This is a genomic window from Streptomyces sp. G45, assembly GCF_049542095.1.
Taxonomy (GTDB): Bacteria; Actinomycetota; Actinomycetes; order Streptomycetales; family Streptomycetaceae; genus Streptomyces.
The window spans coordinates 5,283,614-5,295,424 of the sequence record NZ_JBMUZU010000001.1; the positions used below are offsets into that span (position 1 = coordinate 5,283,614).

General features: G+C 73.8%; 8 protein-coding genes and 2 pseudogenes. 4 read left to right on the forward strand and 6 right to left on the reverse strand.

Annotated features, from left to right (window positions below):
* Nucleotides 1-41: 41 nt before the first annotated feature.
* Complete coding sequence (locus tag ACOBQU_RS22300; protein WP_423629080.1) at nucleotides 42-332, reverse strand: hypothetical protein; 291 nt, start codon at nucleotides 330-332, stop codon at nucleotides 42-44.
* Between the two features lie 382 nt (nucleotides 333-714).
* Between ACOBQU_RS22300 and rho the strand changes: the two are divergent.
* Nucleotides 715-1,886, forward strand: a pseudogene (rho, locus tag ACOBQU_RS22305) (transcription termination factor Rho).
* Here rho and ACOBQU_RS22310 read toward each other — a convergent pair.
* Nucleotides 1,867-3,198, reverse strand: a complete 1,332-nt coding sequence (locus ACOBQU_RS22310) for a M6 family metalloprotease domain-containing protein (protein ID WP_423629081.1) — start codon at nucleotides 3,196-3,198, stop codon at nucleotides 1,867-1,869. The pseudogene rho and the gene ACOBQU_RS22310 overlap by 20 nt on opposite strands.
* A gap of 713 nt (nucleotides 3,199-3,911) precedes the next feature.
* On the opposite strand from ACOBQU_RS22310, the gene ACOBQU_RS22315 reads away from it, so the two are divergent.
* Nucleotides 3,912-4,580, forward strand: a complete 669-nt coding sequence (locus ACOBQU_RS22315; RefSeq protein WP_423629082.1) for a TetR/AcrR family transcriptional regulator — start codon at nucleotides 3,912-3,914, stop codon at nucleotides 4,578-4,580.
* A gap of 330 nt (nucleotides 4,581-4,910) precedes the next feature.
* Nucleotides 4,911-6,434, forward strand: a complete 1,524-nt coding sequence (locus ACOBQU_RS22320; protein WP_423629083.1) for an MFS transporter — start codon at nucleotides 4,911-4,913, stop codon at nucleotides 6,432-6,434.
* 79 nt (nucleotides 6,435-6,513) lie between these two features.
* Here ACOBQU_RS22320 and ACOBQU_RS22325 read toward each other — a convergent pair whose 3' ends face one another.
* From ACOBQU_RS22325 to ACOBQU_RS22335, 3 genes and pseudogenes are all read right to left on the reverse strand, one after another.
* Nucleotides 6,514-7,047, reverse strand: coding sequence for a MarR family winged helix-turn-helix transcriptional regulator (locus ACOBQU_RS22325; protein ID WP_423629084.1), 534 nt, complete (start codon nucleotides 7,045-7,047; stop codon nucleotides 6,514-6,516).
* Between the two features lie 67 nt (nucleotides 7,048-7,114).
* Nucleotides 7,115-8,212, reverse strand: a complete 1,098-nt coding sequence (locus ACOBQU_RS22330) for a questin oxidase family protein (protein ID WP_423629085.1) — start codon at nucleotides 8,210-8,212, stop codon at nucleotides 7,115-7,117.
* Between the two features lie 66 nt (nucleotides 8,213-8,278).
* Nucleotides 8,279-8,889 (reverse strand): annotated as a pseudogene (locus ACOBQU_RS22335) (GNAT family N-acetyltransferase).
* Nucleotides 8,890-9,097: 208 nt separating this feature from the next.
* Between ACOBQU_RS22335 and ACOBQU_RS22340 the strand changes: the two are divergent.
* On the forward strand, nucleotides 9,098-10,105 hold the full coding sequence (locus tag ACOBQU_RS22340) for a sigma-70 family RNA polymerase sigma factor (protein WP_423629086.1): 1,008 nt from the start codon (nucleotides 9,098-9,100) through the stop codon (nucleotides 10,103-10,105).
* 645 nt (nucleotides 10,106-10,750) lie between these two features.
* Here ACOBQU_RS22340 and ACOBQU_RS22345 read toward each other — a convergent pair.
* Entirely contained in the window at nucleotides 10,751-11,806 is a 1,056-nt protein-coding gene (locus tag ACOBQU_RS22345) for a helix-turn-helix transcriptional regulator (RefSeq protein ID WP_423629087.1), read from the reverse strand.
* Between the last annotated feature and the right edge of the window lie 5 nt (nucleotides 11,807-11,811).

The following is an 11,811-nucleotide window of genomic DNA, read 5'->3' on the forward strand; positions in this document are numbered from 1 at the left end:
GGCACCCGCACCCGCCCGTGCCGCGTGCGCGGCGGGCCGGGTCAGTCGACGTAGACGCTCGCTCCGAACTCGGAGATCGTCTCCTCGCCGGGCGCGACGAGTTCGATCAGCTCGCCGGTGCAGTCCGGTCCCGTGAAGACGAGGGCGACCTCGTCCGTGTAGTTGCCGACGCGCAGCGGCCAGCGGTCCGAGTCGTAGCAGCCACTGGGGTCTTCGTACGCCGTGTCGTTGACGACGAGCACCCCGTTGGCCGCGACGGCGGAGCCGGGCACCGCGAAGGCCAGCGTTCCCGCGGCCACCAGAGAGCCGACGGTCAGCGCGAAACGACGCATGGTTGTCCTCCTGCCTGGTACGGGCCGCCGGGCGCGGCCCGTGCGACAACCGAACGTACGCGATCAGGCACCCTCCGTCACCGGCGTGTGGAAGCTCCTGCTCCGCCGCGGAGGGGGTCGCGCACGCCAGGTCGTGTGCTACGGTGCGGACAGCGCGTGTGTACGCCCCTTCCGGGCGCCGTGCTTCTGTTCCCCGCCCCTGGTGCCCCTTCCGCACCGGGCGGACGTTCTCCGCACTGATCACCGGCCGCCGTCGAGGCGTGAGCTGTCCGCCTCGTGTTCCGTCGCGTCACCTCGCGGCCCGGCCGTTCCCGCGCACCTCGCGCACGTCCCGTGCACCTCTGGCACGTCCCGCGCTTTCGCGAAAGGACCACCCACCACCATGAACCCCACCCTCACCCCGGCCGCCCGGATCCCTGAAGCGGCCCCGGAACCCGCCCCCGACCTGCGCATCCACAGCGGTGTCCTGGACATCGCGAAGGCCGACGGACGGCTGCGCGCCCCGGGCCTGCTGCCCGGCCCCGCCGACGTGCTCGTCCCGGCCGCGCTCATCCGGCGGCACGGTCTGCGCCCCGGCGACCTCGTCGAAGGCACCGGCGGCGCCAGGCCGCACGTGCTCGCCGACGTCGTCCGCGTCAACGGCCGCGCACCCCAAGGCCCCCACGCGCGCCCGAAGTTCGCCGACCTCACGCCGCTGCACCCGCGCGAGCGGCTGCGCCTGGAGACCGGGGGCGGCCCCTCAGCACCCGCCTCATCGACCTCGTCGCGCCCGTCGGCAAGGGCCAGCGCGGCCTGATCGTGGCCCCGCCGCGCACCGGGAAGACCGTACTGATCAAGGACATCGCCGCCGCGGTCGCCGCCAACCACCCCGAGTGCCACCTCATGGTCCTCCTCGTCGACGAGCGGCCCGAGGAGGTCACCGACATGCGCCGCGCCGTGCGCGGCGAGGTGCTCGCCTCCACCTTCGACCGGCCCCCGAAGGCGCACATCGCGCTCGCCGAACTCGCCGTCGAGCGCGCCAAGCGCCTGGTGGAGGAGGGCCGCGACGTCGTCGTGCTCCTCGACTCGCTCACCCGCCTGTGCCGCGCCTACAACAACTGCGCGGCCAGCGGCGGCCGCACCCTCAGCGGCGGCGTCGACGCGGCCTCCGTACAGGGCCCCAAGCGCCTTTTCGGCGCCGCCCGGCTCACCGAGGAGGCGGGCTCCCTCACCTTCCTCGCCACGGCCCTCGTCGACACCGGCTCCCGCGCCGACGACTACTACTTCGAGGAACTCAAGTCCACCGGCAACATGGAGCTGCGCCTCGACCGCGCCCTCGCCGACCGCCGCCTCTTCCCCGCCGTGGACATCACCCCGTCCGGCACCCGCCGCGAGGAACTCCTTGTCCCCGCCCAGGAACTGACCGCCGTACGCGGCCTGCGCCGCGCCCTGACCCGCCGCCCCACCCACGAGGCCACCGAGCCCCTCCTGGACCACCTCCGCAAGACCGCCAGCAACGCGGCGTTCCTGCGGCAGGTACGGGAGACGGTGCCGGTCACCCCGTCGTACGCGTGATGTGCACCCGGTAGTTCCCGTCCAGGTCCGTGCCCGCCACGTGGACGCGGGTTCCGGTCTTGCGGTCGGTGAAGGTCTCGCCGGGGGTGAGGGGGGCGTCGGAGAGTTCCGTGTGGACGTTGGGGGCGCGGGTGCAGCCGCCGCTGTCGTCGGTGGAGTCGTGGACCGTGACCGGGCCGTGGCCGGTGTCGACGTCGGCCTCGACGCGGTAGACGAGGACACCGGGTCGGCACACCGCCTCGTCGTTCCCGGCGCGGGTGCGGACCTCGACCGCGTACCCCGCGGTCGAACTCACCGGCACGAAGGCGAGCTTGGTGCCGCCGCGGGTGGCGAGGGGGGTGAGGAGGTGCTCCGTGGTGCCGCGGGCCGCCGCGCAGTTGACCTGGGTGTCGTCCAGCCAGCCGAGCTTCCACTTGTGCCAGGCCAGCAGGTCGTTGTTGGCGCCCCAGTCCTCGCTCATGATGTCCCAGTGGCCGACCGTGCCGCCGCCGTCCTGGGTGTACAGGTCGGGCAGGCCGAAGACGTGGCCGTTCTCGTGCGGCAGCACCCGGTAGCCGGTGCGGTCGTAGGAGCCGGAGCCGTCGTCCTGGCGGCTGTAGACGAAGGACGCGTTGGCGACCGGAACGCCGTCGGCGACGGGCGCCTCGTGGTTGCCCGCGAACGTCACCGACAGGACGGTGTCCAGGGCGGAGGGGCCCGCGTTCGGGGTGACGAGCACGTTCACCAGGTCGTACGCGCGGAAGTCCACCTCCGGGTCCGCGGCGGCCACGATGTCCTCGACGAGCTCCCGGTAGCCGGGGTCGAAGGGGGCGCCGCGCTCTATCCCGTACGCCTTGAACGGCTTCGGCATGCGCAGCCAGGAGTCGAGCGGCGCCTCCGCGCGGTAGTCGAGGCGGCCGTAGGAACTGGTGCGGAACCAGTCCGCCGTCTGCGGGAAGAACTCGGCGAGGCGGTCGCGGGCGGTGCCCTCGCCGGGGGCGTCGGAGAAGTCGACCATCAGGTTCAGGGCCCGCACCGTCCCGGTGGAGCGGGCGTAGCCGGGGCCGGTGGGCACGCCCTCCGACATCTGCGTCCCGAGCGGGCCGCTGATCATGCACGGGCCCAGCGCGGTCGGGCGGGCCTGCGCGACGGGCCCGGCGGTCGACGGCGGCCCGGACATCAGGCGGCCGGTGCTCGCGGAGGTGGTGACGGCCAGGACGACGGCGACGGCCGAGCCGAGCGCCAGAGCGCGGGTACGGGGTCGGGGCCGGGGGCGGTGGGGACGGAGGTGGGGGGCGGTGCGGCGGGCCCGGGCTATGCGGGTGCGTTCCATGCGTGGGCCCTTCGGTCCGCGGCAGCCGCCGGGTCCGGCTGCGCCCTGTTCGATCACCCTGTGCCGGGGGGTGCGCGGGCGCTCGCTGAGCGCGACCGATCGTGGGTTTCTCGGGGATCCGTGCGGGAAGTGCGGGCCCACTGGGCGCAATGAGTGTGACGCAGGTCACGGTGAGGTGGGGAAATAAGCGGGGAGTGGTTCCCCGTTTAGACCGGTGTCCGCGCGAAACGGGGAGTGATTCCCCGGATCGCCCCACCTACCGGCCCCGCCGGGAGCACGCCATCCGCTCCCGGCACCAGCGCCCCGGCCCCCGCCGGGAAGCCCCGGCTCCGGCCGGGAGGGTCCCGGCTCGGGTCGGGAGGATCCCGGCTCCTGCCGGGGAGGTCCCGGCTTCTGCCGGGGAGGTCTCGACCCCGGTCGGGAAGGTCTCGGTTCTGGCCGAGAACCCCCGGCTCCGGTCGGGAGTCCCCGGCGTCGGCCGGGAGCCCCCCGGTTCCGGCTGGGAGTCCCCCGGTTTCGGCCGGGAGTCCCCGGCTTCGGCCGGGAGTCCTCGGCCACGGCTGGATTCCCGGCCACGGCCGGGAATCCCCGGCTCCGGTCGGAACTCCCGGCTCCGGTCGGGAACCCCCGGCCCCCGCCGGGAAATTCGTTGGACCCGCACCCGCGGGCCCTGCGAGCCTGAGGGCCTTTGACCGCTTAGAGGAGTGTTCGTCGTGGAAACCGCCACCCCGCCGCGGCGCCGCGTCCCCCGGCCGCGGGCCGACGCCCTGCGCAACCGGGAGCGGATCGTCAGCGCCGCACGCGAGATGTTCGTCCAGTTCGGCCCGGACGTGCCGCTGGACGAGATCGCGCGCCGCGCGGGCGTCGGGAACGCCACGGTCTACCGGCACTTCGCCGACCGCGGTGAGCTGGTGCACCACGTCCTGCTCTACGTCACCGACCGCGTCGCCACCCAGGCGGACGCGGCGATCGCGGCCGTCGACGCCGACCCGGCGGCCGCCTTCGAGGCGCTGCGCGGCTTCGCGCACGCCGCGGTGGACGAGCGCATCGGCGCCCTGTGCCCCGTCGTCTCGGAGGCGCTGGACCCCGACCACCCGGAGCTGCGGGCCGCCCGGCTGCGCCTGGAAGGCGCGGTCGAGGAGCTGATGGAGCGCGTGCGCGCCGCCGGACAGCTCCGCACCGACATCGGCGTCGGTGACCTCATGGTCGCCCTGTCGCAGCTGACCCGGCCGCTGCCGGGCTCCAGCGGCTGCCTCATCGACTTCGACCAGTTCGTCCACCGCCATCTGCAGCTGTTCCTCGACGGCCTGATGACACCCGCCCGGTCGGCGCTTCCGGGACACCCCGCGACGTTGGAGGACCTACGCGACAAGGCCCACTGAGCAGCCCACGCAGTTCACCCGGTCCCGGTACGACCGGGGGCCGTAGCCAGTAGCCGCGGTCCCGGCGGCCCCGAGCGGTACGGATGGACCGCGCGCCCCGGCCGCGAGGCCCGGGCCGAAAGCACTACCGCGGAGCCCGACCCGCGGCCCATGCGCCGAAGCATCCGCCCGGTGTCTGGTAGATCCGGCACCATCCATCACTCCTTTTGCTCCTGGCTCCTGTTCCTGGCTTTTGCTCCTGGCTCCTGTTCCTGGCTTCTGCTCCTGACTCCTGTCCCTGACTCCTGTTCCTGTTCCTGTCTGTTCCTGTCTCCTTAGGTGGCTCCACCCATGTCTCAGTCAGCCGTCCCATCCCTCGCTCCCGACCCAAAGCGCTGGAAGGCCCTCGTCTTCATCGCGCTGGCCCAGCTGATGGTCGTCCTCGACGCGACCATCGTGAACATCGCGCTGCCCTCCGCCCAGGACGACCTCGGCATATCCGAGGGCAACAAGCAGTGGGTGATCACCGCCTACGCCCTGGCCTTCGGCGGTCTGCTGCTCTTCGGCGGCCGCATCGCCGACCTGTGGGGCCGTAAGCGCACCTTCGTGACCGGCCTCATCGGCTTCGCCGCGGCCTCCGCGCTCGGCGGCGCCGCCACCGGCCAGGCCATGATGTTCGGCGCCCGCGCCCTCCAGGGCGTCTTCGGCGCGCTGCTCGCGCCCGCCGCGCTCTCCCTGCTCGCCGTGATGTTCACGGAGGCGAAGGAGCGCGCCAAGGCCTTCGGCATCTACGGCGCGATCGCCGGTGGCGGCGGCGCCGTCGGCCTGATCCTCGGCGGCTTCCTCACCGAGTACCTGAACTGGCGCTGGACGTTCTTCGTGAACATCCCGTTCGCGGTCGTCGCCGCCGTCGGCGCGTACTTCGTGATCCGCGAGCCCGAGGGCGGCCGCAACCGCTCGCCGCTCGACATCCCCGGCGTCATCCTCTCCACGCTCGGCCTGGTCGCGCTGGTGTACGGCTTCACGCGCGCCGAGTCCGACGGCTGGTCGGACGGCGTGACGGTCGCCATGTTCGTCGCGTCCGCGCTGCTGCTGTTCGCGTTCGTCGTCACCGAGGCCAAGGTCAAGGCGCCGCTGCTTCCGCTGCGCGTGCTGACCGAGCGCAACCGCGGCGGCGTCTACCTGTCGCTCGGCCTCGCGGTCATCGCGATGTTCGGCCTGTTCCTCTTCCTCACGTACTACCTCCAGGCCGTCCGCGGCTACTCGCCGGTGAAGACCGGCTTCGCGTTCCTGCCGATGATCTTCGGCATGATCGTGGGCTCGACGCAGATCGGCACCCGTCTGATGACCCGCGTCCCGCCGCGGCTGCTCATGGCCCCGGGCTTCCTGCTCGCCGCCATCGGCATGCTGCTCCTGACGCAGCTCGACGTCGACACCTCGTACGCCGGTCTGATCCTGCCCGCGCAGCTCATGCTGGGCCTCGGCATGGGTACGGCGTTCATGCCCGCCATGTCGCTCGCCACCCACGGCGTCGAGCCGCGTGACGCCGGTGTCGCCTCCGCGATGGTCAACACCTCGCAGCAGGTCGGCGGCGCCATCGGCACGGCCCTGCTGAACACCATCGCCGCCTCGGCGACCACGGCGTACATCGAGGACCACGCGGCCTCCGCGACCACCCCGGCGGCGCAGCAGCTGCTCGCCGCCAAGTCCATGGTCGAGGGCTACACCGCGGCCATCTGGTGGGCGGTCGGCATCCTCGTCGTGTCCTCGCTGATCGCCGCGGTGCTGGTCAACACCGGCGCCCAGAGCGGCACCCCGGCGGCGTCCGGCGACGGCGCCGAGGACGAGGTGAAGATCCCGGTCGTGGCGCACTGACGCCACCGCGACGCACGCGACGGACGCGACGGACGAACAGGAAGGGGCGGGCCCTCCCGCGCTCCCCGGGCCTCGCGGCCTAGCGGAGCCAGGGGAGGTCCGCCCCCGCCTCCTTGGGCTGAAGTCCCTCGGCGACGATCCGCATGATCTCGCCGAGGGACTTCTGCTGTTCCCGGCTCAGCCGGTCGAACAGGGCCTGCCGCACCGCCTGCACATGGCCGGGCGCGGTCTGGCTCAGCACCTCGTACCCCGCGTCCGTGAGGATCGCGAACTGCCCGCGCTTGTCCGTCGGGCAGTCCTCGCGCCGCACCCAGCCGCTCTTCTCCAGGCGGGCGATCGCGTGCGAGAGCCGGGAGCGGGTGATCTTGGAGCCGCGGGCCAGCTCCGTCATGCGCAGCCGCCGCCGCGGCGCCGCGGACAGCTGCACCAGCAGGCCGTAGTAGACGTGCGGCATGCCCGCGTCGCGCTGGAGCTGCCGGTCGAGGTAGTCCTCGAGCAGCGTGGAGGCGTGAACGTACGCCAGCCAGGTGCGCTGTTCCTCGTCGTCGAGCCAGCGGGGCTCGGCGGCCCCCTGCCCTGCGGCGGTCCGTACCGCGGTGGATGGCGTGTCCATGTATTCCACTCTACGAGGCCTTCCTGTGCTCCCCGGCCGCCCCGGCCCCCCTCGCGGGCGGCAGCCCCTACAGCGCGGGCGGGTTCAGCTCCACGCCGCGCAGCGCCGCCGCCCGCGCCCGCTCGTCGCCGACGTCGAGGGCGGTGTCCGCGAACTTGATGGTGTGGTCGTCGCCGTGCGCCGCGGCCCGCGCGAAGACCTCCGCGAAGGAGGCGCGCGCGGCCTCGGCGTACGCGGGCCGGAGCTGATCGTCCGGCGCGGGCGCGGCGGGCGCGTACGCCGACGTCACCGCCGCGGACGCCGCCCAGGCCGCGGCGAGCGAGTCGGGCCACAGCTCGCGGGGGAGCGCGGGCAGGGTGCGCAGGACCGCGTTGGGGGCGGTCGCCGCGTGCACCAGCATGATCGGTTCGGCGTGGCCGTGGGTGGCGAAGCGGTGCACGGCGGCGGCGACCAGCTCGGTGAGGCGCTCGCGGGCGGCGTCGGGGCCGAGGGTGGTGCTGGTGCTGGTGCCGGTGCCGGTTCCGGGGCTGGTGGCGGTGGCGGTGGCCGGGGGCCAGACCGGGACCGACGTCAGGCGGGCGAAGCGGTCCGGCAGCGGCCCGTCCTGGAGGGAGATCCGCTCCACCGCCGCCAGCGCGTCCGCGGCGCCCGCCGCCGGGGCCAGCGCGAGGGGCCGCAGCGGGGGCAGCGGGGTGTGCCGGGCCGCCCAGTAGCCGAGGCCGTGGGCCAGCTCGGCGAGCCGGGGTTCGGTCTCGCCGCCGGGCCCGAGCAGGGTGCGTACGGCGTGGCCGACGCGGATCACCGGGTGCGTGGAGCCGCCCGCGATGCCGGGCAGCAGCACCGGCCACCACGCGGCGAGCACCTCCCGCCAGGGCCGCTCGGCGAGGGCGCGCGCGAAGTGGTCGATCCAGTCGGCGGCGCGGCGCGGGTCGCCGAGCGCCTCGTGCCAGTTGGCGTCGGTGACCGGGGCGAGCCGGTCCGGCATGTCCTCCAGCTTGTCGCGGTAGTAGTCGAGCCAGCGGTGCACGGTGTGCGCCTGGCCGCCGCGGACCAGGGCCTCGACGGCCATCGGGCCGTGGTTGGTCAGGCGGCCCAGGCGCTCGGGGCCGCTCGCGTGCAGGCGCTGCAGCGCCTCGTCCAGGACACCGTCGGTGATCTCGGTCATGGCCGCACGGTAGGGGCGCGGGGGCGGGGCCCGTAACGGTCTGGCGGCCTAGGCCGCAGGTCCGGCCTAGGCCCCTGGACGGAGGGGCGGCGCGTGCGGGCCCAGCGGGCGCTGGTACCAGGCCACGTCCCAGTACCGCTGAAACTTCCGGCCCACTTCGTCGTACGTACCGACGTGCCGGAAACCGAAGCGTTCGTGCAGCCGCACCGAGGCCGCGTTGGGCAGCGCGATGCCCGCGTAGGCGCGGTGCAGGTCCTCGCCTTCGAGGGCGGCGAACAGGGCCTCGTACAGCAGGGTGCCGATGCCGCGTCCGGTCGCGTGCGGGGCGCAGTACACGCTCACCTCGACCGAGGTGGCGTACGCGGCCGGGACCGGAAGGGGCCGCTCGTCGCGTACCCGAGGATCTCCGCGGGCTCCGTGGGCTCCGTGGGCTCCGCGGGGTCGGAATGATCGGATTCAGGCGCATTGCCGGATTTTGTCGCCTGCGCAACCAAGAGGCGGTGCGGGCCGTCTTTGGGGTGGGAGAGGAGCCAAGGGCGGCGCTCTTCCGGCAGGAACGGGACCGTGTCGAACGTGACGGCGGTCTCACGGACGTAGTGGTTGTAGAGGTCCGCGAGCGCCCCGAGGTCGGCCTCCGTTCCCGGCCTGACCTGCACCTCTGTACGTTCCGACGGCACGTGTCCTCCCCTTGTGGCCGCACAGGGTACTGCATGATCACGAAAATGGATGCGCGGGTTGGGAATTCTGTCCGGATTCCAGTCGTTGTATCCGTCGGATGCAGGGCACCTGGGAAGGTGTGCCGTCCACCACAGGTCCACGCCCGGACCGACCGGCCCCCCGGCCCCCGGCCGGACCGACCAGTGACAACCACGCAAGGGAGCACGCATGGCAACCCGTGCCGTCGCCCGTCGCAAGTCCGCCGACACCGGCGAGACCGACGCGGCACGCAGTGTTCGCGCTTCAGGCGGCGAGATCGCCGACCGCGACCTGGTCGGCATGTACCTCGACGAGATCGCGCGTACGCCGCTGCTCGACGCCGCCAAGGAAGTCGAGCTGTCCCAGATCATCGAGGCGGGCGTCTACGCCCGGCAGATCCTGGACGGGGAGGTCGAGCGGGACGAGAAGTCCGTCGCCGCCTCCGATGACGAGCTGCGCGCCCTCGTCGCCGACGGCGAGCGCGCCAAGGACGTCTTCATCCGGTCCAACCTGCGCCTGGTCGTCGCCGTGGCCCGCCGCTATCCGCGCAGCGGCCTGCCCCTGCTCGACCTGATCCAGGAGGGCAACGCGGGCCTGGTCCGCGCGGTGGAGAAGTTCGACTACGCCAAGGGCTTCAAGTTCTCCACGTACGCCACCTGGTGGATCCGCCAGGCCATCACGCGCTCCATAGCCGACCAGTCCCGCACCATCCGCCTGCCCGTGCACCTGGTCGAGGAGCTGGGCCGCATCCGCCGCGTCCAGCGCGAGTTCAACCGCGAGCACGGGCGCGAGCCGGAGCCCGCGGAGATCGCCGCCGAGCTGTCCTCGACCCCCGAGCGGGTCACGGACGTCCTGGACTGGGCCCGCGACCCGGTCTCCCTGAACATGTCGGTGGACGACGAGGGCGAGACCCAGTTCGGCGACCTCCTGGAGGACACCTCGGCCGTCTCCCCCGAGCAGTCCGTCCTCACGCTGCTGCGCAGCGAGGAGCTGGACGACCTCATAGGCCGCCTCGACCAGCGCACGGCCTCCATCATCAAGATGCGGTACGGCATCGACGACGGCCGCGAGCGGACCCTCACGGAGGTCGGCAAGGAGCACGGGCTCACGCGTGAGCGCATCCGGCAGATCGAGAAGCACGCCCTCCTGGAGCTGAAGAAGCTGGCGCGGGATACGGGGTTCGACGCCGCCGCGTAGCCCTGACGGGGGGTCCAGCAGGGGGGTGCCGTTCTGCTTGCGGCGCGGCCGCGGGTGCGGTGCCGCCGGGGGCGGTCTCCCACCCACCCACCCGTTCCCCTCTGCGGAGCAGCCACCCGGCGACGCGGGGCGGTGCGGCTTGGTGGGTGGTGCGTTTGCCCACCCGCCCACCCGTGACCCCGCCGTGGGAGGTCGCCGTCGGCGCGGTGCGCTGCGGCCCGTTGGGTGGGTTTCCGTTCCCGCCCGCCCACCCGTGACCCTCTACCGAGTGGGCACTCGGCGACGCGGGGCGGTGCGGCTTGGTGGGTGGTGCGTTTGCCCACCCGCCCACCCGTGACCCCGCCCTGGGAGGTCGCCGTCGGTGCGGGGAGGGCACTTTCCTGGCGCCGGGCGCACGGGTGGGTGGGTGGGGAAGCAACCACCCACCGGGCCGCGGCGCGGGACGGACATCGGGTGGTGGCGTGGTGCGCCGACGGTGCCTGTCCGGTGCGGGGTGACGGGTGGGCGGGTGGGAAAGGAACCCACCCACCGGGCCGCGGCGCACCGCGCCGACGGTGCCCGTCTGGCGCGGGGTCACGGGTGGGTGGGTGGGAAAGGGCCCCGCCCACCGGGCCGCAGCGCGCCGCCGCGCCGGGTGGGGCGGGGCTACCGGGAGGGGAGAGGGGCCGCGGCCTTGGTCAGGCGGTGGCCCAGGGCCCGTACACGGCGCGTGAGCGCATCAGGCGCACGCACAGCGAAGTCCGCGTCCACCCAGAGCAGCCGCGCCGCCACCGACTCCACCGGCTCCGTCACGACTCCCCGCAGTCGACAGCGGCCGCCCTCGATGTCCACCACCCGCCCCAGACCGGGCGGCAGCCGCCGCGCCACCCGCTCCGCGGGCGCGTCGAACTCCAGGTCGAGTTCGTACGCCGCCGTCTCCGCCCGCCCCGGCAGCACGCTCCGCCGTACGTACGCCTCCGCGCTCCCGCCCGGCAGCATCCGCGGAGCGAACCGCACCCCCGTGGCGAGGGGCTCCGACACCCGGTCCACGCGGAACGTCCGCCAGTCCTCGCGGTCCAGGTCGTACGCGACCAGATACCAGCGCCGCCCCGTGGACACGAGCCGGTGCGGCTCGGTGAGCCGCCGCGACGGCGTCCCGTCCTTCGCCTCGTACGCGAACCGCAGCCGCTCCCGCCCAGCCGTCGCCGACGCCATCACCGTCAGTGTCTCCGGCGCGATCCGCGCCCCGTCGCCGCTGGTCAGCGACATGGTCGCGGCGCCGAGCGCGGCCACCCGGTGGCGCAGCCGCGCCGGAAGCACCTGCTCCAGCTTGGCGAGGGCCCGTACCGACGCCTCCTCCACGCCCTCCACGGCGTGCCCCGCCCCCGCGCGCAGGCCGACCGCGATGGCCACGGCCTCCTCGTCGTCGAGGACGAGCGGCGGCATCGCCTTGCCCGCGACGAGCCGGTAGCCCCCGTTCGCGCCCTGCGTGGCGTGCACCGGATAGCCCAGCTCCCGCAGCCGGTCGATGTCGCGCCGCACCGTGCGGCGGCTGACGCCGAGCCGCTCGGCCAGCTCGCCGCCGGGCCACTCGCGCGGGGTCTGGAGGAGGGAGAGAAGGGTCAGCAGCCGCGCCGGGGTGTCCGTGCCGCCCGTGCCGCCCGTACCGCCCGTGCCACCCGTACCGCTCGTGCCGTCTGTACCGCCGGTCGATGTCGTCATGCCCT